Origin of the sequence: Microbispora triticiradicis (assembly GCF_005864065.1) — a bacterium.
Taxonomy (GTDB): domain Bacteria; phylum Actinomycetota; class Actinomycetes; order Streptosporangiales; family Streptosporangiaceae; genus Microbispora; species Microbispora triticiradicis.
On the sequence record NZ_VANP01000022.1, the window covers coordinates 26,706 to 45,108 of the forward strand.

The following is an 18,403-nucleotide window of genomic DNA, read 5'->3' on the forward strand; positions in this document are numbered from 1 at the left end:
CGGGAACGTTCCTACGCCAGGCCGATGAGCCGTCCCAGAGAGCTCCTGTCGCTGCTGCCGAGCCTCTGGTAGGCGCGGCACAACTGGTTGCCGACGGTGCGGATCGACAGGCCGAGCCGCTGGGCGATCTCCCGGTTGGTGAGACCGGCCGCGGCGAGCGCGGTGATCTGCCGCTGCCGCGGGGTGAGCCGAGGGGTGGCGAGGCCGGTCAGCACCGGGGTGCGGGCCCCCTGGCAGGCGCGGGCCAGCGCCGACGCGTGCGCCAGGGACGCCGCGGCGGCGCGGCCGTTCCGGTGGGCGTTCGCGGCGTGCCCGGCGGCCTCGGCCGCGTGCAGCAGCAGGCCGAGGTCGGCCAGCCTGCGCGCCGCCTTGTCGAGCGCCGCCCCGTCCCGTGCGGCCAGCGCCGCCGCGTGCTCGGCGAGCACGGCCGCGAGATCGCCGCTCATCGTCTCGGCCAGGCGGTCCAGCCGCTTCGTCACCAGTTCGGGCGCGCCGAGCCGGGCCACATCGTGCAGCGCGAACAGGTCGTCCGCACCGTCACGTCTCACACTCCCCGCCGCCGCGAGCGCGCACCGCAGCGCCCCGTCCAGGTCGCCCCGCGCGGCCAGGACCCACGCGCGGGCGGACGCGTCGTCTTCGCACCGGCCCAGCGCCTCCTCGGCGGTGCGCAGGTCACCGATGTGGGCGGCGGCCCGGGCGAGCTCGGCGGAGCAGGCGTGGTGCCCGGGGGCGCGCCGGGTCCCCTCGCCGCTCCAGGCCACCGCGTCCCGGACCTCCCCCCGCAGCCGGGCGAGCCACGCCCTGCGGGCGCAGAACTCGGCCATCCCGGGCTGCTCCCAGCCCGCGTCATCCTCGGTGAGGCGTTCGCCCGCGCCCGGGACGAGCCCCGTGAGATCCCCCGCGTAGCCGCGTGCCGTCAACTCCGCGACCTGCGCGGAAAGGGCACGCGCCACATCCCGCGGCGGCCGGGCCGTACCGGCGAGCCGCCGTGCGCGCAGGCGGCCGACACCGGCGCGCAGAGCGGCGCCGAACAGGGGGTGGGCCAGCCGCACCCGTAAGTCGTCGTCGATCACGACCAGCCCCCTGGCCTCCAGCCGTTCCAGCACGGGAGCGGCGGCGGCCCCGGCCTCCAGCGGTTCGGCGAAGGCGACGAGCTCCAGGGCCTCCCGCTCCGCGTCGTCGACCTCTCCGATCTCCGCCGACACCAGATCGCGCAGCGTCGCCGTGACCGGCACCTCGCCCCGCCAGCGCCACACGCCGTGGGCCCGGTCCAGGGCGGACGCCTCACGGGTGGCGGCGACCAGCTCGCGCAGCAGCCGCAGGTCGCCTCCGCAGACCCGGTGGAACCGCCGTACGGTGAGCTCTTCGACGTGGGCCCCGAGCACGTGGGCGAGGAGCTCGCCCGTCCGGGGCACGGACAGCGGCGTGAGGTCGAGACGGGGCAGCAGGTGCCGCCGCCATAACTCCGCCACGGCCTCGGGCGCCGGTTCGTCCGCGCGGACCGTGACGAGCAGATGCGCGCCCCCGTGCGCGGCCAGGTGGTGGACGAGGGCCGCGGACGCGTCGTCGAGCAGGTGGGCGTCGTCGATCACGAGCACCCGCACCCGATGCAACGCCTGTACGGCCCGGCTGAGCGAGTCGGCGGCCGATCCCGGCAGCAGATGGGCGAACGCGCCGAAACGGAGTGACGCGCCCCCGCGGGTCCCCGACACCCGGACGTGCGCCAGATCCGCGACGGCCTCCGCGGCCAGCCTGCTCCTCCCCGTGCCCGCCTCACCGGCGACGACGATGCCGCGCCTGACGCCGCGTACGGCGGCGCGCACCGTCTCCAGCTCCTCCGCCCGGCCGCAGAACCGCCATCGGTCTCGTGGATCGTTCATGTCCTCATGAGCCCTGTGGCGTGCGCCTGATACATCCGCTCTTGTGAGTAGGGGGCTACTCTTGGCGGGCCCTCGCGGCGTTCTTACCGTCGCCCCATGGGACGCCGCAGGACAGCGATTCGCAGAGCCGTTCAGGCGCGGGCCGGGACGAGCCCGCGACACCGGTGGGCATGGATCCTGCCGATGGCGCTCGTCGTGATCGCGCTGGCCGGCTGTGATGATCCGCAGACGGACGGGGGAACGGCCTCGGCCGCGACCGGTGCCGCGACCGGCGCGGCGGCCGGCGGTGGGAAGGGGCTGAAGGGCGGGACGGGGCCCGGAGGCGGCGGGGGAAACGGGCGCAAAACCGGGCACTTCACCCTCACGTCGGGCCCGACGCTCGACGGCGACTTCAGCGGCCCCCAGGGTACGGGGGGCGGCGGCAGCACCTGCATGACGCTGTCCAGCCCCGTCCCCGGCGAGGTGCGGGTCGTGCGGGTGCGCCTGGTGCAGGACGGCCCGGGAGAGATGACCGCCGCTCCCGGAGGTTATCCGTGTACGTTCGACGGCCCGGCCGCTTCCTGTGAGGGGACGGTGCTCACCCCGGGGGGATCCGTCTGCCCGTTCGGGCTCGACGGAGCAGGAGACGCCGACTCGAAGGCACGGCTGGTCCTGACGCTGGAGCGGACGTGCGTCGACCACGAGGCCCCCGTCTGCGACGGCATCCCAGCGTCCCCCTCGCCCGCCGATCCGGCCATCGTGACCTGGAAATACGCCCTCACGTACTACTACTGCCCCAATCCGTCCGAGGGCTTCCCCGGCATCCGCAGCAACCCCTGCCCCCCGCCGTCGGGGCCGCCGTCCACCACGCCGATCCCCACCGACGAACCCACCGATCAGGTGCCGACGGACGAGCCTACGCAGGGGTGAGGCCATGACCGAGGAGAGGGAGGAGGAGGCCCCGCAGCCGAGCCCGCTCGAACGCAGGTTCGCCGCGTTCGCCCAGGCCGTGGGCATCGGCGCGCTGCCGCCCAGCATCGCCGTCGGCCTGCTCTTCTACTTCGGTTACGTGTCGAGCCGCCGCCGCTTCGCCCTGTTCGGCCTGGATCTCGACATCCTCGACCTGCCGACGCAGGCGGTGCTGCTGTACGGCTCCGAGGCGCTGTGGTTCCCCCTGGCCGCGCTGTTCCTCGTCGCGCTCCTGGCCCTGTGGGGCCACGTCGAGATCAGCCGCCTCGTACGGCGCCGCCGGCGCGCGTCGATCGACGATCCCGCCGTGCGGTCGCCCGCGCTGACGGTGACGGGATGGGCGTTACTCGTGGTGGGCGTCCTCCTGGTCGCCAGGGGCGTGGCGGGGACGCTCGCCCCCGACGTCGCCGCCCGCGAGGCGCCCGGAACCAGCGCGCTCTGCCTCGGCGCCGGGACCCTGCTCGGCGCCTACGGCCGCTGGCTGGTCACGTGGCGCCGCGTCCACCGGCAGCGGCTGGTCGAACGCGCGGCGGCCGTGGCCGTCGTCTCGCTGGCGGTCGCGAGCCTGTTCTGGGCCAGTGCCGGCTACGCGATCGCGTACGGCAGGAGCCGCGCGGCCGACTTCGTCGCCGGCCTCGACCGCCGGCCCGAGGTCGTGCTCGACACCACCGAGCCGCTCGACCTGGGGCCCGAGTTCGCGGGAGCCACCGAGTCGAGGCTCCCCGAGGCCAAGGGCCGCCGGTTCGCCTACCGGTACCACCACCTGCGCCTGCTCACCGAGTCCGGCGGCCGCCTGTTCCTGATCCCCGCCGAATGGCCGACCGGCTCACGGTGGCCTCTCGTCTGGCGGGGCGGCGGCACGCTCGTCGTGCCGTACGACGAGCACGTCCGGCTGTCGTTCCTGCCGTACGCCGGTCCCTGAGGTTCAGATACGGTTCAGCGGGGGGACAGGCGCTTGAGCACCTCGTCGTGCAGCAGTCCGTTGGTGCAGACGAGGTTGCCGCCGTCGAGCGGGGAGGCGCCGTCGAGCGAGGTGCAGGAGCCGCCGGCCTCCTCCACGATGATCGTGAGCGCCGCCATGTCCCACGGCGACAGCTCGGGCTCGGCGGAGACGTCCACCGCGCCCTCCGCGACCATCATGTGGGACCAGAAGTCGCCGTAGCCGCGGCTGCGCCAGCATGCCCGGGTCAGGTCGAGGAACGGTTCGAGCCGCCCGGCCTTCTCCCATTCCTCCAGGTCGGAGAAGGAGAACGAGGCGTCGTCGAGCCGGCCCACCGACGAGACCTCGCAGCGGGACGCCTTGCTCAGGCTGCGGCCGGTCCACGCGCCGCCCTCCTTGGCGGCCCACCAGCGGCGGCCGAGCGCGGGGGCCGAGACCACGCCCGCGACGACCCTGCCGTGCTCCATCAGGGCGATCAGCGTGGCCCACACGGGGACCCCGCGGACGTAGTTCTTCGTCCCGTCGATCGGATCGATCACCCACGAGCGCATGCCGTACCCGGTCGTGCCGAACTCCTCGCCCACGACGGCGTCGCGGGGCCGGGCGCGGCGGAGGGTGCCCCGGATCGCCTCCTCGACGGCCCGGTCGGCGTCGCTGACCGGGGTGAGGTCGGGCTTGGTGTCGACCCGCAGGTCGACGGCCTTGAAACGGCGCATCGTGATGTCGTCGGCGGCGTCGGCCATCAGGTGCGCGAGGTTCAGGTCGTCGCGATACTCCGTCACATGCCCCAAGGTATCGCGACCCTCCCCGTTCGCATCGGCGGACGGATCACTCCGGGTCGTACCAGTCGGTAACATCTCGGCCATGGACATCGCCGCCTTTCTCCTCGACAGCGTCCCGTTCGCCCGGCTGCTCGGCATCACGTTCGACTCGGTCGGCTCCGGCACGGCGGTCGCCCGCCTGGCCGACCGGGAGGACCTGCGCAACCACGTCGGCGGCCCGCACGCCGGCGCCCTGTTCACGCTGGCCGAGACGGCTTCGGGCGCGGCGATGCTGTCGGCGTTCGGCGACCAGCTCACGCGGGCCGTGCCGCTGGCGACCGGGGCCGCGATCCGCTACGTGAAGCTCGCCACGGGCGAGGTCACGGCCGCCGCCACCCTGCGGGCGGGGCGGGAGGAGGTCGTGGCGCGCCTGGACGCGGGCGAACGGCCCGAGTTCGAGGTCGGCGTCGAGATCCGGAACGCCGAGGGCGTCGTCGTCACCGAGATGACCGTCTCCTGGACCCTCCGCCCCAACCGGGACGCCTGAGCCGGTCCGCCATCAGTCCGCGGTCAGTCCGCGAGGACCTCGTCGGGAGAGGACCTGGCGAGCCGGGCGAGGGTGGCCAGGGCGAGCTCCAGCGTCTCCGCCGGAGGGGAGGCGAGGCCCAGCCGGACGGCGTTCGGCGTGCGGTAGTCGCCGACCGCGAACGCCGCCGCCGGGGTGACGCCGATGCCGTGCCGCGCCGCGGCGGCCACGAACGTGTCGGCCCGCCACGGGGGCGGCAGCTCCCACCAGCAGTAGTACGACCTCGGGTCGGCGCGCACCGCGAACCCGCCGAGGTGACGAGCCGCGATCTCCTGCCGGGCCTCGGCGTCCCGCCGTTTGCCGCGGCCCAGCGCGTCCAGCACACCGCCCGCGGCGAGCCGTGCCGCCGCGTCCAGCGCGAACCGCGAGGGCGCCCAGCCTCCCGAGTGCAGCGCGGCGGTCACGCTGGGGACGGCGGCTTCGGGTACGACGGCGAACCCGATGGTCAGACCGGGCGCGACCCGTTTGGAGAGGCTGTCCACGAGGATCACGCGTTCGGGCGCCACGGCGGCGAGCGGGGGCGGATCGGGCCGGAGGAACGACCAGACGCCGTCCTCCACCGCGGGCAGGTCCAGCCGCGCCAGCACGTCCGCGAGTTCGGCGCGGCGCTCGACCGGCATGCTGACCGACAACGGGTTGTGCAGCGTCGGCTGGAGGTAGAGCGCCTTCAGCGGGGCCCGGCGCGCGGCGGCCTCGACGGCGCCGGGGACCAGGCCCGCCTCGTCGGCCGCCAGGGGCACGAGGGTGACCCCGAGCCGGGCCGCCATCGTCTTCAGGACGGGGTAGGTGAGCTCCTCGACGCCCAGCCGCGAGCCGGGAGGGGCCAGCGCGGCGACGGCGGCCGCGATCGCCTGGCGTCCGTTGCCCGCGAACAGCACCCGCGCGGGATCCGGCCGCCACCGCGCACGGGCCAGCAGGTCCGCCACGACCTCACGGGCGTCGGCGGTGCCCGCCGCGCCCACCGGCCGCAGGGACGCCTCCAGCAGGTCGGGGCGCAGCAACGGCCGGATGCCCTCCCCCAGCAGACGGGCCTGCTCGGGGATGAGGGGATGGTTGAGCTCGAGGTCGATCCGGGTGGCGGCGGGCTCGGCCAGGACCGTCCCGGCGTGCCGGGCGGAGGCGCGGACGAAGGTGCCCCGGCCCACCTCTCCGACCGTCAGGCCGCGACGGGTCAGCTCCGCGTAGACCCGTGCCGCCGTGGACCCGGCGATGCCGCGCCGCCGGGCGAAGTCCCGCTGCGGCGGCAGCCGGTCACCCGGCCTCAGCCGCCCGGCCGCGATGTCGGCGGCCACCTCGTCGGCCAGCTTCCGGTAGTCGTCCACGGTCTCCTCCTCTCAATTGCTCCGAGAGCAATATAAATATTGCACTCGGTAAAGCGCGTGAAATAGCCTGAAAAAGCCTTCCGGACCGGCATCAGAGACTTTTTCGACGAAGAAGGCGGCATCGATGGTGGAACGGAACGCGGTGCTGGGCGTGGTGTCCGTGGCGCTCGGAATGGTGCTCTCCCCAGGCCCGAACATGATGTATCTCGTGTCGCGGAGCATCGGCCAGGGACGCCGGGCGGGCCTGGTCTCCTTGAGCGGCGTCGTCGCGGGCTTCCTCGTGTACCTGGCCGCGGCGAACCTCGGCCTGGCGGTGCTGCTCGCGGCGTTCCCCCAGGTCCTCGCCGCGATCCGGCTGGCCGGGGCGGCCTACCTGCTGTGGCTCGCCTGGCAGGCCGTCCGGCCCGGCGGCGTCTCGGTGTTCGCCGTACGGGACGTGCCGCCCGACCCCCCGCGGCGGCTCTTCGCCATGGGCCTGATGACGAACCTGCTCAATCCGAAGATCGCTGTCCTGTACGTGTCCGTCATCCCGCAGTTCGTCGACATGAACCGGGGAGACGTGCTGCTTCAGGGCGTCGTTCTCGGCGCTCTCCAGATCGCGGTGGCCGCCACGGTGAACTGCTCGATCGTGCTGGCCGCCGGCGGCGTCGCGGGCTTCCTGGCGCACCGGCCGGGGTGGCTGCGGGCGCAGCGGATCGTCATGGGGGGGATGCTCGGAGTGCTCGCCGTCGCGCTCGCCGTCGGCGGCGCCTCGTCCTAGTCCTCGTCCGGGGCGCCCTCACGGCTGGCGAGCAGCCGCCGCAGGGACTCCAGGCGCGTGGGATCGGCGTGCCCCTCGGCGACGTAGCCGACGAGCGCGCAGTCGTCGTCGAGATGGGTACAGCCCTTGGGACAGCCGGCCGTGGCGTCCACGAGGTCGGGGAACGCCGCGAGCACGGTCTCCACCGAGACGTGGGCGAGCCCGAAGCTGCGCACGCCCGGCGTGTCGATGATCCAGCCGCCCTCGGGCAGTTCCAGCGCGACCGCCGAGGTGGAGGTGTGCCTGCCCCGGCCGGTGACCGCGTTCACGTGGGACACGGCCCGGCGGGCGTGCGGCACCAACGCGTTGACCAGGGTCGACTTGCCGACACCCGAGTGGCCGACCAGCACGCTGATCCGGTCCGCGAGCACCCCGGCCAGCTCGTCGAGCGCGCCGCCCCTGCGGACCACGACGTACGGCACGCCGAGGGGCTCGTAGAGGGCCACGAGGTCGCCGGCGGGGGCGAGGTCCGACTTGGTGAGGCAGAGCAGCGGTTCGATGTCGGCGTCGAAGGCCGCGACGAGCATCCGGTCGATCATGCGGGGACGCGGCGGCGGATCGGCGAGCGCGGTCACGATCACCAATCGGTCGGCGTTGGCGACGATGGGCCGCTCGATGTCGTCGGTGTCGTCGGCGCTGCGGCGCAGCATCGACGTCCGCTCCTCGACGCGGACGACGCGCGCCAGCGTGTCGGGCTGCCCGGTCACGTCGCCCACCAGCGCGACGCGGTCGCCCACGACGATGCCCTTACGGCCGAGCTCGCGCGCCTTCATCGCGACGACGAGCGTCCGCTCGCCCCTCCGCCGCCCGGACGTCTCGGTGCCGGGCACGCCCTCACCGACCAGGCAGGTGTAGCGCCCGCGGTCGACGGCCACCACGAACCCCTCGACCGCCTCGCTGTGGGCAGGCCGGATACGCGTCCGGGGCCGCGAGCCCTTGCCCGGCCTGATCCTGACGTCGTCCTCGTCGTAGCGCCGTCTGCTCAGTTCCCGTGCCCCGATCGTCCCAGTGCCGCCATCAGCGCCCCTCGCCGAGGCCTTCGCTGCCCAGCATCGCGGCCCACATGCGCGGGAACTCGGGCAGCGTCTTGGCGGTCGTCGCGATGTCCTCGACCTCGACGCCCGGCACGACCAGGCCGACGACGGCGCCCGCCGTGGCCATGCGGTGGTCGGCGTAGGAGCGGAAGACACCGCCGGTCAGCGGCCGGGGACGGATCTCCAGGCCGTCGTCGGTCTCCCGCGCGTCGCCGCCCAGCCGGTTGATCTCCGTCGCGAGAGCGGCGATCCGGTCGGTCTCGTGCCCCCGGATGTGCGCGACGCCCCTGATCCGGGAGGGGCCGTCGGCCAGCGCGGCGAGAGCGGCGATCGTGGGCGTGAGCTCGCTGACGTCCCGCAGGTCGGCGTCGATGCCCCGCAGGGATCCGGTGCCGGTCACCCGCAGGCCCTCCGGCACCCGCTCGACCCGCGCGCCCATCTCGGCGAGCAGCCCGCGCAGCGCGTCGCCGCCCTGCGTCGTCTCCTCCGGCCAGTCCGGCACGACGACGGCGCCACCGGTGACCAGGGCGGCCGCGAGGAAGGGCGCGGCGTTGGACAGGTCGGGCTCGACCGTGACGTCCCCGGCCCGGACCGGACCGGCCTGCACCCGCCACACGTCGGTCTCCGTGTCGTCCACCTCGACCCCGGCCCGGCGCAGCATCTGCACGGTCATCTCGATGTGCGGCATCGAGGGGACGGGCGGGCCGTCGTGCCGCACCGTCACGCCCTTCTCGAAGCGCGCGCCGGCCAGCAGCAGGCCCGAGACCATCTGGGAGGAGACGGACGCGTCGAGGACGACCTCCCCGCCCGAGATCGGCCCGCGGATCGTGAACGGCAGCGCGTCGTTGTCGACCGACGCGCCGAGCGCGCGCAGCGCGCCGAGGATCGGGCCCATCGGGCGCTTGCGCGCGTGCGGGTCGCCGTCGAAGAAGACCGGCCCGCCGGCGAGCGCGGCGACCGGAGGCACGAAGCGCATCACGGTCCCGGCCAGCCCGGCGTCGATCGACACCCCGCCGCGTACGGGACGCGGGGTCACCGACCAGTCCACGCTGTCGGCGCTCTCGTTGGACGGCGTCATCTCGGCGCCGAGCGCGCGCAGCGCCGCCGCCATGAGGTCGGCGTCGCGGCTGCGCAGCGCGAGCCGTACGGTGCCGGGGGCGTCGGCCAGTGCGGCGAGCACGAGCGCGCGGTTGGTCACCGACTTCGAACCGGGCAGGCGCACCGTCGCGCGGACCGGCCCGGCGGCCACCGGAGCCGGCCAGAGCGGTGCGTCGACCCTGTGCTCGTCGACCCTGGACCCGTCGACCCTGGGCCCGTCGACGTCGTGCTGACGGGTGGCATGCGGCTCGGCGCCGCCGGACGCGGACTGCGGAGAGGCCATGCGGGCAAGCTTATCGGGCCCCTCTCCGGCGGCCGCACGCCGCGCGGAGCCCGCCGTGACGGCGGTCTTTGTGCCAGTCTTGATGCCATGTGCGGGAGGTACGCGTCTGCGCGCAAGAAGCAGGAGTTGCTGGAGGAGTTCGAGGTCGAACTGGACGGCGTGCCCGACCAGGAGCTGCGGCCCGACTACAACGTCGCGCCCACCAAGACCGTCTACGCGGTGATGTGCCGGGTGCCGAAGGACGAGGGCGGCGAGGGCGCCGGAGACCGGCCGGTCAGGCAGCTCCGGCTGGTCCGGTGGGGGCTCGTGCCGAGCTGGGCCAAGGATCCGTCCGTCGGCTCCCGGATGATCAATGCCCGGGTGGAGACGGTGGCGGAGAAGCCGTCCTACCGCAGGGCGCTGAAGTCGCGCCGCTGCCTGCTGCCGGCGGACGGCTACTACGAGTGGATGCCGGTCGAGGGGAAGAAGAAGCAGCCCTTCTTCATCCACCCGGCCGACGGCGGCGTGCTCGCGATGGCCGGGCTGTACGAGTTCTGGAAGGACCCCGGCCGGGCGGACGACGACCCGCTCAAGTGGCTGTGCACCTGCACCGTGATCACCACCACGGCGGAGGACAGGCTGGGCCGCATCCACGACCGCATGCCGATGATGGTCGAGCGGGAGCGCTGGGCGGAGTGGCTCGACCCCGGCGTCACCGATCCCACCGGGCTCCTCGTCCCGGCCGGCCCGGACCGGCTGGAGGCGTACGCCGTGTCCGACGTCGTGAACAACGTCCGCCACAACGGCCCCGAGCTGGTCGAGCCGCTGGAAGGCGACGACGTCCCGACGCTCGGCTAGAGGGTGTAAGCGGCGCGGGAAGTGGGAATCCGTTCGAGAAAGCGGTTGCACGGTAAGTGAGCGGCCGCTGACCGACCGGGAGGCCGGGGGCTCCTGGACGGATGACTCCCCACTCCCGGAGGTGCGGATTCGTGGACGTCGCGACCGCGCGTATGCGCCTGGAAAGCATGCTGCACGAGCTCGACCGGTCGATCGGCGTGCTGCGCGCGGGCACGGACCGGCACGGCGGGTCCTCGGCCGACGCGGGAGCTGGCCTCACCGACGCCGACCGCGCCCGGGCGATGCTCGACGCCGCGGGCCGGCAGCGTACGGCCGTGCTCGCGGCGCTGCGCCGGCTTGACGACGGCGGTTACGGGCGGTGCGTCGACTGCGGGTCGGCCGTGCCGGACGGCAGGCTGGAGGCCCGTCCGGAGGCGGCGCGCTGCGTGCAGTGCCAGTCGCGGGCCGAGCGCCGGCGCTGACCGGCCGGCCCGCCCTGCCGGCCCGGGCAGCTGACCTGCCCTGCCGACCCGGACGGCTGACCGGGCGGCCGCGCTCAGGACGGCTTGCGCACGCTGGCCACGAGGTGGATCCCCACCGTGTCGTCGCCGTCCGCCTGGGTCTCGAGTTCGGTGCGCACCAGCCAGGACAGCGACTTGCTCTCCGAGCTCAGCACGTGGTCCACGGTGGACGGGGACAGCACGGTGCGGGGGCGCACCCACTCGACCTCCAGCCCGGCGCCGGTGACCAGTTCGCGCACCTGCTGGGTGGTGAAGCAGCGCGTGATGCTGCCGTCCGGCCAGGGGATCAGCATGACCTCCCCGGTCTGGCACAGGTGCGCCCAGTAGTTCTGCTCGGCCAGGATCGCCATCCCGAGGACCAGCGAGTCGACGCACAGCAGAGCACGCCCGCCGGGCCGCAGCACCCGGGCCACGTCCTCGACGACCGACTCCGCCATGATCTCGACAGACAGCACGCGCTCCTCGGCGATGACGCCGTCCACGCTGCCGTCGGGCAGGAAGCCCAGATCGTCGGCGCGCACCTTCTGGATGCGCTCGGAGGCGTCGCGCAGCCAGGGATCCGCCGGCCTGCGGAAGTCGACGACCTCGACCACGCGGTGCCCGGCGCGCGCCGCCTGGGCCGGCCACCGCCCCCGTCCGCCGGACAGGTCCAGCAGCAGGGAGGGACGGGCGGGCAGCCACCGCCGGAGCTGCTCGGCGACCACCGCGTGATAGAAGGTCCAGTACGGCCCGAGTGTGCCCGGGCCGTTGAGTTCGTTGGCCGGTATAGGCAACACGAGCGGCTCCTGCACTCTGGCCGTCCCCGCGCACTCGCGTGGAACGGCGAAACTCGGTCTCCGGGCCACCTCGGTCGTGTCCGGCACACGCACGCGACGGACGGCATCGGCCGGACACTCCCTCGCCGGTGCCTGGTTTTTTCCCCGCACCGGGTCGTTCGTCACCTCAATCTGCACCGGGAACAGACTCTACGCCCGCCCTGTTGCAGTTGTGCATGAAGACGTTGGTGCTGTCAGAAGGCCTCGACTGGCCCGGCCTGGGCGGACCGGTATCCTCGGCTGGGTACGGCGTCCTGAAGGGGGTGGGTCCGGTCTCCAAGACAGCCGAGGAGACTCTGGAGCAGCGCAGCGAGCGGTTCGAGCGCGACGTCATGCCGTTTCTCGACCAGCTCTACTCCGCGGCGCTCCGGATGACCCGTAACGCAGCGGATGCGGAGGATCTCCTGCAGGAGACCTTCGCCAAGGCCTTCGCCTCCTTCCACCAGTTCCAGGAGGGGACGAACCTCAAGGCCTGGCTCTACCGCATCCTCACCAACACCTTCATCAACAGCTATCGGAAGAAGCAGCGGGAGCCCAAGCAGGCGGGCACCGAGGAGATCGAGGACTGGCAGCTCGCGCGGGCGGAGTCGCACACGTCGAGCGGGCTGAAGTCGGCCGAGATCGAGGCGCTTGAGCATCTTCCCGACAGTGACGTGAAGGATGCTCTCGCCGCACTTCCCGAGGAGTTCCGCATCGCCGTCTACCTGGCGGACGTGGAGGGCTTCCCGTACAAGGAGATCGCCGAGATCATGGGCACGCCCATCGGGACCGTGATGTCGCGCCTCCACCGCGGCCGCCGGCAGCTCCGCAACCAGCTCGAGGACTACGCGCGCGAGCGCGGCCTCGTACGGCCGGACTCCCGCGGCGCGGATCAGGGCGGGACGGTTGGCGAGGAGGAGCGATGAGCTGCGGGAAACACCACGACACGCCGTGTGGCGAGGTGCTCGACAAGGTCTACACCTACCTGGACGGCGAGCTCGACAACGACCGGATCGCCGAGATCAGGAAGCACCTCGACGAGTGCGGCCCCTGTCTTGAGGAGTACGGCCTGGAGGAGGCCGTCAAGCGCCTCGTGGCCAAGCACTGCGGGTGCGATCCCGTGCCGCAGGACCTGCGCGCCAGAGTCCTGACCCGCATCCAGCAGGTACGCGCCGAGATGGCCGAATAGGCCGCGTCCCCTGGGCAGTGTGAGGACCGGGCGGTCGCGAGGCCCGGGCCGCGGCGCGGCCCGTTAGGATCTTCCCCGTACGGGGCCGGGAGGGGGCGGGGCATGCGTGCGCTGGTCACGGGCGGAGCGGGCTTCATCGGGTCGACCCTCGTCGACCGGTTGCTCGCGGACGGACACGAGGTCGCGGTGGTGGACGACCTGTCGTCCGGGCACCCGCGCGACTCCGACGCCCCCCTGCACGTCATGGACGTGCGCGACCCCGCGCTCGCGGAGGTCGCCGCCCGGTGGCGGCCGGAGGTCGTCTGTCACCTCGCCGCGCAGATCAGCGTGCGCCGGAGCGTCGCCGACCCGGTGACCGACGCCGCGGTCAACGTCGAGGGCACCGTGAACGTTTTGGAAGCCGCCTGCCGCGCCGGCGCCCGCAAGATCGTCTACGCCTCGTCCGTGGCCGTCTACGGCAGGCCGGCCGTCATCCCGGTCCCCGGCGACGCGCCCGCCGATCCCCGTTCGCCGTACGCCGCCTCAAAACTCGGCGGGGAGCTCTACCTCGCGACCTACCGCGCGCTGCACGGCCTCGAATACACCACGCTCGTGCTGTCGAACGTCTACGGGCCGCGCCAGTCGCCCGAGGGCGAGGCCGGGGTGGTCGCCATCTTCACCGACGCCCTGCTGACCGGGAAGCCCACGGTCGTCTACGGCGACGGCTCCCAGACCCGCGACTACGTGTTCGTGGACGACGTGGTGGACGGCTTCGCCCGCGCCTGCGGCCCGGACGGCGACGGCCGCCGGTTCAATCTCGGCACCGGCGTGCGGACCAGCGACCGGGAGTTGCACACCCTGGTCGCCGCGGCGGCGGGCGTCCCCGACGAGCCGCGCTTCGAGCCCGCGCGACTCGGCGACCTCCCCGACATGGCCGTCGACCCGGCGCCCGCGCTGGAGGGCCTCGGCTGGCGTCCCCGCCACGATCTGGCCACCGGCCTGAAGGCCACCGTCGAATGGGCCCGCGAGGCGCCGGCCTGACGCGAACCCCTGCAATTGCACGCGGTGTGATTGCTTGGTTACGTTTTGGCTGCGATGGTCGCGACATCCCGGACCGGCCCTCGCCCCTTCTGTAGCCTGAGGGCGCAATCGACGTGGAGGCGGCGCAATGTTTGGGAAGACCGTCGTCAGGCTGATAGTGGCGCTGGCGCTGCTCACTCCGGTGGTCGCTCTGGTCGGCCTCGCTGCCGGCACCCCGGGGATCTCCTGGACGTAGTCACTGCCTGTGGGCCGGTCACGGAGGCCGGCCCACAGGTCCGATCCGCATTCGAGGTGGCCGCCAATGCGGGAACTTCCATGGCCCGCCAGGGTCTATTTCGCCGCGCTCGTCGGGACCGCCGGCGTCGTGATCGCGCGTGGCCTGCTCGCCCGTCACGGGCTCACGCCGGAGGACTGGTCCACGCTCCTCGTCCTCGCACTGCTGTTCCTGCTGTGCGAGTCGGTGCCGACGCTGCTCAGCGTGCCGAACGTCGCCGTGTCGGTGAGCTTCTCCGCCGCCCTGGCCGCCGTGGTGCTCGTCGGCCCGGAGGGGGCCGCCCTGGTCGGGCTGGCCGCGGTGGTGAGCGCGCGCCCCGGCCTGCCGCTGGTGAAGCGGCTGTTCAACGGCGCGCAGTACGCGCTTTGCGGATACGCCGCCGGGTGGGCCTACGAGAGCGCGGGCGGGGTGCCCGGGCTGCCGGAACCGGCCGACTTCCCGGGCGTTCTCGTGCCGTACGCCGCCGCGACGGCGGCCTTCGTGGCCATGAACTTCGCGCTGACCGCGGTCATCCTGCGGCTCGCCGCCATGGTGCACCGCGACCAGGTCTCGCTCCGCGTGATGGTGCAGTTCCTCAGCTCCTACGTCGGCTTCGCCACCTTCGGCCTGCTGATCGCGGCCCTGTGGTCGACCGTGCAGTCGATCTCCGCCGTGCTCGTGCTGCTGCCGCTGTTCGTCGCCCGGTGGGCGCTCGGGCACTACCACGCCGAGCAGCGCGCGTACGACGCGACCATCGCGGCGCTGTGCCAGGCGGTGGAGACCAAGGACTACTACACGCGCGGGCACTGCACACGGGTCTCCGCCGCCTCGTCGATGATCGCCGAGGAGATCGGCATGGGCACCGAGCGGCTCCGCGCGATCCGGTACGCCGGCATGCTGCACGACGTCGGCAAGCTCGGCGTGCCGACCAAGGTGCTGCAGAAGGAGGGCAGGCTCACCGAGGAGGAGTACGCCGCGATCCAGCTGCATCCCATGCGGGGGCTGGAGATTGTGCGGGGCATCGACTTCCTCGACGAGGCGTTCGCCGGGATCATGCACCACCACGAACGGCACGACGGCAAGGGCTACCCGATGGGGCTCGCCGGGTCCGAGATCCCGGAGTTCGCCCGGATCATCGCGGTGGCCGACGCCTTCGACTCCATGACCTCCGACCGTTCGTACCGGAAGGCCAAACCGATCGAGGTCGCGGTGGCGGAGCTGCGCAAGAACGCGGGGACGCAGTTCGACCCCGACATGGTGGTCCGGTTCGTCAGGGCGCTCGACCGGCACGGGTGGCAGCCGGCCCAGCCGGCGCCCGTCCCGCCGGACGACGCCGTGGAGACCACGGCCAAGGACCACGACGACCCGACCACCCCCATCCAGGTGGTGTCCGAGCGGTGAGGACACGCCGGCCGGCCACCGCGCAACTGGGACTCGACTCGGGTCAGCTCCTGCTGATCTGCGCGGCCGGGATGCTGACCGTCGCGGGCATCGCCCACACGGCGGCGCGGGGACTGACCGACCCGCGGGTCGCCATCGGGTTCGGCGCGCTCATCGCGGCCGGAGAGCTGGCCCGGCTCACCATGCCGGGCAACCGCGAGGTCGCGCCGGTCTCCACCGCGGCCTCCCTCGGGTACGCCCTGCTGCTCGACGTGGGCGGGCGGCCCGCCGGCCACTCGGCCCTGGAGGTCGTGGCGGTGATGTCGGTCGGCATGATCGCCGGAGGGCTGCCGCATCTGGCGGTCGGCCGGCCGCCGCGGCTCGACGCGATGGCCCGGAGACTGCTCGCCGGGTCGCTGCTCGCGTTCGCCTACCGGCCGCTGACCGGCTCGCTGGAGGCGACCGCCCGGGACACCGGCGACGGCCATGGCAACTGGTGGCCGGCGCTCGGGGTGATGGCCGTGCTGGTCACGGTCATGCTCGCGGCCGACGTGGTGATCGCGGCCATGCTCCGGGCCAACCAGGTCAGGACCGCGTTCGGCGTCGCCGTACGCGACGAGATCAGGATGGCCGCGCCGCTCGGCGCCGCCGTCGCGGCGTCGGGCATCCTGCTCGCGCTCGCCTCGCACAGCATGGACATGACCGCCCTGCCCGCGTTCGCCGCGCCGCTGCTCGTCACGCAGGTGGCCTTCCGCAAGTACGCCGGCATCCGCGCGACCTACCTGCAGACGGTGCGCGCGCTGAGCCGGGTCACCGAGGTCGGCGGATACGTGGAGCCGGGCCACTCGCGCCGCGTCAGCCGGCTGTCCGTCGGCGTCGGACGGGAGCTCGGCATGTCGGAGCCCCAGCTGCTGGAGCTGGAGTACGCCGCGCTCATGCACGACATCGGCCAGCTCTCGCTGCGCGATCCGATCCCCGGCGGGGCCACGGTGCTGGCCGACGCCGACCAGGCCCGGCGGATCGCCGGTCTGGGCGCCGAGGTGATCAGGAAGACCGGCGTGCTGCACGGCGTGGCGGAGATCGTCCGGCGGCAGTGCGACACGCTCGGCGAGTCGCCCCCGATGGCCAGCCGGATCATCAGGGCCGCGAACGCGTACGACGACCTGGTGGGCGCGTCGACCGACCGGGACAGGGCGGCGGCGGCGCTGGAGCGGCTGCGGCTCGACGGTGGTTCGGCCTACGATCCGGGTGTGGTGGAGGCTCTGGCGCGTGTCGTCGACCGGCTCGTGCTCGTTACCCGGTTGTAGCAGACGTAACACTGCGGCACCGCCGGCGCCACGCCGATGACATCATCGTTGTCGCGACCCTACAGATTCACCCGCCGGGTTCAGTCGGAACGGGCGGAGGGTCCGGGCGGGTGATCCCCCTAGAGTTGGCAACGTGCTCGACTCAGTTCTGATCGCCAATCGCGGTGAAATCGCCCGGCGGATCATCCGTACGGTCCGGGGGATGGGGCTGCGCGCGGTCGCGGTCCACTCCGAGGCGGACGCCGACCTGCCGTTCGTCCGCGAGGCGGACGACGCCGTGCTCCTCGGCCCGGCGAACCCGGCCCAGAGCTACCTCGACATCGACAAGGTCCTCCAGGCCGCCCGTACGACGGGAGCGCGGGCGGTCCACCCCGGTTACGGGTTCCTCGCGGAGAACGCCGCGTTCGCCCGTGCGGTGATCGACGCCGGGCTCGTCTGGATCGGCCCGGACCCCGAGGCCGTCGAACGGATGGGCGACAAGATCAACGCCCGGAACCTGATGGAGGCGGCGGGCGTCCCGGTCGCCGCCGGGACCAGGGAACCGGTGTCCGACCTCGCGCAGGCCGAGCGGGCCGCCAAGGAGATCGGCTACCCCGTCATGGTCAAGGCGTCCGGCGGGGGCGGCGGAATCGGCATGGGCGTCGCCCGCGACGACGACTCGCTGGCGAAGGCGTTCGAGCAGGCCTGCCGGGCGGCCGCCCGGTTCGGCGGTGAGCCGGCCATCCTGCTGGAGCGGTACGTCGAGCGGGCCAGGCACGTCGAGGTGCAGATCCTCGGCCTCGCCGACGGCACGGTGGTCGCGCTGGGCGAGCGGGACTGCTCGGTCCAGCGGCGGCACCAGAAGGTCGTGGAGGAGAGCCCGTCTCCCGGCGTCACCCCGGAGCTGCGTGAGCGGATGCTCGCGGCCGCCGTACGGGCGGGGGAGGCGGTGGCCTACCGCGGCGCGGGCACGGTCGAGTGCCTGGTGGACGCCGACGCCCAGGACTTCGTCTTCCTGGAGATGAACACCCGCCTCCAGGTGGAGCATCCCGTCACCGAGCTGGTCACCGGCCTCGACCTGGTGGAGCACCAGATCCGGATCGCCGCCGGGGAGGTCTACTCCGTGGAGCCGCGGAGCAGCGGCCACGCGATCGAGTTCCGGGTGTACGCCGAGGACCCCCGCCGGTTCCTGCCCGGCCCTGGCAAGATCGGTGTGTGGGAGGAGCCGGAGGGCGAGGGGGTGCGCGTCGACTCGGGATACACGGCGGGCAACACGGTCACGCCGTTCTACGACCCGCTGATGGCCAAGCTCTGCGTCGCCGGCGCCACCCGCGAGGAGGCGCTGGAACGCGGACGGGCGGCCGTCGCGGCGTTCCGCGTCGAGGGTCCCAAGCACAACCTGCCCTTCTGCGCCGAACTGCTCGATCATCCCGAGTTCGTGAGCGGGGACTACGACACCGGTCTGGTCTCCCGGATGAGAAAATCCTGATCTG

Annotated in this window: 18 protein-coding genes; 12 read left to right on the top strand and 6 right to left on the bottom strand. The window is 73.3% G+C overall.

Annotation, left to right across the window (positions count from 1 at the left end; translation table 11 throughout):
• Positions 1 to 11: 11 nt before the first annotated feature.
• Positions 12 to 1,880 (bottom strand): LuxR C-terminal-related transcriptional regulator, encoded by a 1,869-nt coding sequence (locus FED44_RS33600; protein WP_138463194.1) that lies wholly within the window; start codon positions 1,878 to 1,880, stop codon positions 12 to 14.
• Positions 1,881 to 2,063: 183 nt separating this feature from the next.
• Here FED44_RS33600 and FED44_RS33605 point away from each other — a divergent pair, with 183 nt between their 5' ends.
• The gene (locus tag FED44_RS33605) at positions 2,064 to 2,789 is read left to right on the top strand and encodes a hypothetical protein (RefSeq protein ID WP_138463195.1); all 726 of its coding nucleotides are present in this window, start codon (positions 2,064 to 2,066) and stop codon (positions 2,787 to 2,789) included.
• Positions 2,790 to 2,793: 4 nt separating this feature from the next.
• Complete coding sequence (locus FED44_RS33610; protein ID WP_138463196.1) at positions 2,794 to 3,750, top strand: hypothetical protein; 957 nt, start codon at positions 2,794 to 2,796, stop codon at positions 3,748 to 3,750.
• A 14-nt stretch (positions 3,751 to 3,764) separates the two neighbouring features.
• On the opposite strand, the gene hisN is transcribed toward FED44_RS33610, so the two are convergent.
• Positions 3,765 to 4,550 carry a histidinol-phosphatase gene (gene hisN, locus FED44_RS33615; RefSeq protein WP_117408823.1) on the bottom strand — a complete coding sequence of 262 codons (786 nt, stop codon included), beginning with the start codon at positions 4,548 to 4,550 and terminating at the stop codon, positions 3,765 to 3,767.
• Positions 4,551 to 4,632: 82 nt separating this feature from the next.
• Between hisN and FED44_RS33620 the strand changes: the two genes are divergently transcribed.
• Complete coding sequence (locus FED44_RS33620; protein ID WP_117408822.1) at positions 4,633 to 5,076, top strand: DUF4442 domain-containing protein; 444 nt, start codon at positions 4,633 to 4,635, stop codon at positions 5,074 to 5,076.
• A 23-nt stretch (positions 5,077 to 5,099) separates the two neighbouring features.
• On the opposite strand, the gene FED44_RS33625 is transcribed toward FED44_RS33620, so the two are convergent.
• Positions 5,100 to 6,437 carry an aminotransferase-like domain-containing protein gene (locus FED44_RS33625; protein ID WP_138463197.1) on the bottom strand — a complete coding sequence of 446 codons (1,338 nt, stop codon included), beginning with the start codon at positions 6,435 to 6,437 and terminating at the stop codon, positions 5,100 to 5,102.
• A 124-nt stretch (positions 6,438 to 6,561) separates the two neighbouring features.
• Here FED44_RS33625 and FED44_RS33630 point away from each other — a divergent pair, with 124 nt between their 5' ends.
• Positions 6,562 to 7,197, top strand: a complete 636-nt coding sequence (locus FED44_RS33630) for a LysE family translocator (protein ID WP_138463198.1) — start codon at positions 6,562 to 6,564, stop codon at positions 7,195 to 7,197.
• On the opposite strand, the gene rsgA is transcribed toward FED44_RS33630, so the two are convergent.
• Positions 7,194 to 8,222 carry a ribosome small subunit-dependent GTPase A gene (gene rsgA, locus FED44_RS33635; RefSeq protein ID WP_138463220.1) on the bottom strand — a complete coding sequence of 343 codons (1,029 nt, stop codon included), beginning with the start codon at positions 8,220 to 8,222 and terminating at the stop codon, positions 7,194 to 7,196. The genes FED44_RS33630 and rsgA overlap by 4 nt on opposite strands.
• Positions 8,223 to 8,253: 31 nt before the next feature.
• Positions 8,254 to 9,651 (bottom strand): 3-phosphoshikimate 1-carboxyvinyltransferase, encoded by a 1,398-nt coding sequence (aroA, locus tag FED44_RS33640; protein ID WP_138463199.1) that lies wholly within the window; start codon positions 9,649 to 9,651, stop codon positions 8,254 to 8,256.
• A gap of 87 nt (positions 9,652 to 9,738) precedes the next feature.
• Here aroA and FED44_RS33645 point away from each other — a divergent pair, with 87 nt between their 5' ends.
• Together FED44_RS33645 and FED44_RS33650 are read left to right on the top strand one after the other, a co-directional pair.
• On the top strand, positions 9,739 to 10,488 hold the full coding sequence (locus FED44_RS33645; protein ID WP_138463200.1) for an SOS response-associated peptidase: 750 nt from the start codon (positions 9,739 to 9,741) through the stop codon (positions 10,486 to 10,488).
• A gap of 131 nt (positions 10,489 to 10,619) precedes the next feature.
• Positions 10,620 to 10,949, top strand: coding sequence for a TraR/DksA family transcriptional regulator (locus FED44_RS33650; protein ID WP_117408817.1), 330 nt, complete (start codon positions 10,620 to 10,622; stop codon positions 10,947 to 10,949).
• 74 nt (positions 10,950 to 11,023) lie between these two features.
• Here the strand turns inward: FED44_RS33650 and FED44_RS33655 are convergent, their stop codons facing one another.
• The gene (locus tag FED44_RS33655; protein ID WP_117408845.1) at positions 11,024 to 11,764 is read right to left on the bottom strand and encodes a class I SAM-dependent methyltransferase; all 741 of its coding nucleotides are present in this window, start codon (positions 11,762 to 11,764) and stop codon (positions 11,024 to 11,026) included.
• 302 nt (positions 11,765 to 12,066) lie between these two features.
• On the opposite strand from FED44_RS33655, the gene FED44_RS33660 reads away from it, so the two are divergent.
• The 6 genes from FED44_RS33660 (at position 12,067) to FED44_RS33685 (ending at position 18,399) form a co-directional block, all read left to right on the top strand.
• Positions 12,067 to 12,708, top strand: coding sequence for a sigma-70 family RNA polymerase sigma factor (locus tag FED44_RS33660; protein ID WP_117408844.1), 642 nt, complete (start codon positions 12,067 to 12,069; stop codon positions 12,706 to 12,708).
• A complete protein-coding gene (gene rsrA / locus FED44_RS33665; RefSeq protein WP_117408816.1) occupies positions 12,705 to 12,971 on the top strand; it encodes a mycothiol system anti-sigma-R factor in 267 nt (88 codons plus the stop codon). The genes FED44_RS33660 and rsrA overlap by 4 nt, the downstream gene beginning before the upstream one ends.
• 102 nt (positions 12,972 to 13,073) lie before the next feature.
• Positions 13,074 to 13,991 carry an NAD-dependent epimerase/dehydratase family protein gene (locus FED44_RS33670; RefSeq protein WP_138463201.1) on the top strand — a complete coding sequence of 306 codons (918 nt, stop codon included), beginning with the start codon at positions 13,074 to 13,076 and terminating at the stop codon, positions 13,989 to 13,991.
• 301 nt (positions 13,992 to 14,292) lie between these two features.
• Complete coding sequence (locus FED44_RS33675; RefSeq protein WP_138463202.1) at positions 14,293 to 15,645, top strand: HD-GYP domain-containing protein; 1,353 nt, start codon at positions 14,293 to 14,295, stop codon at positions 15,643 to 15,645.
• Positions 15,642 to 16,931, top strand: coding sequence for an HD-GYP domain-containing protein (locus tag FED44_RS33680; RefSeq protein ID WP_167521662.1), 1,290 nt, complete (start codon positions 15,642 to 15,644; stop codon positions 16,929 to 16,931). The genes FED44_RS33675 and FED44_RS33680 overlap by 4 nt, the downstream gene beginning before the upstream one ends.
• Positions 16,932 to 17,064: 133 nt before the next feature.
• Complete coding sequence (locus FED44_RS33685) at positions 17,065 to 18,399, top strand: acetyl-CoA carboxylase biotin carboxylase subunit (RefSeq protein WP_117408813.1); 1,335 nt, start codon at positions 17,065 to 17,067, stop codon at positions 18,397 to 18,399.
• Positions 18,400 to 18,403: the final 4 nt, after the last annotated feature.

Bases quoted from the DNA above. Each gene is read 5' to 3' on its own strand.
- FED44_RS33600 (WP_138463194.1), bottom strand. From the start codon at position 1,880: ATGAACGATCCACGAGACCGATGGCGGTTCTGCGGCCGGGCGGAGGAG.
- FED44_RS33605 (WP_138463195.1), top strand. From the start codon at position 2,064: ATGGCGCTCGTCGTGATCGCGCTGGCCGGCTGTGATGATCCGCAGACG.
- FED44_RS33610 (WP_138463196.1), top strand. From the start codon at position 2,794: ATGACCGAGGAGAGGGAGGAGGAGGCCCCGCAGCCGAGCCCGCTCGAA.
- FED44_RS33620 (WP_117408822.1), top strand. From the start codon at position 4,633: ATGGACATCGCCGCCTTTCTCCTCGACAGCGTCCCGTTCGCCCGGCTG.
- FED44_RS33630 (WP_138463198.1), top strand. From the start codon at position 6,562: ATGGTGGAACGGAACGCGGTGCTGGGCGTGGTGTCCGTGGCGCTCGGA.
- aroA (WP_138463199.1), bottom strand. From the start codon at position 9,651: ATGGCCTCTCCGCAGTCCGCGTCCGGCGGCGCCGAGCCGCATGCCACC.
- FED44_RS33645 (WP_138463200.1), top strand. From the start codon at position 9,739: ATGTGCGGGAGGTACGCGTCTGCGCGCAAGAAGCAGGAGTTGCTGGAG.
- rsrA (WP_117408816.1), top strand. From the start codon at position 12,705: ATGAGCTGCGGGAAACACCACGACACGCCGTGTGGCGAGGTGCTCGAC.
- FED44_RS33670 (WP_138463201.1), top strand. From the start codon at position 13,074: ATGCGTGCGCTGGTCACGGGCGGAGCGGGCTTCATCGGGTCGACCCTC.
- FED44_RS33675 (WP_138463202.1), top strand. From the start codon at position 14,293: ATGCGGGAACTTCCATGGCCCGCCAGGGTCTATTTCGCCGCGCTCGTC.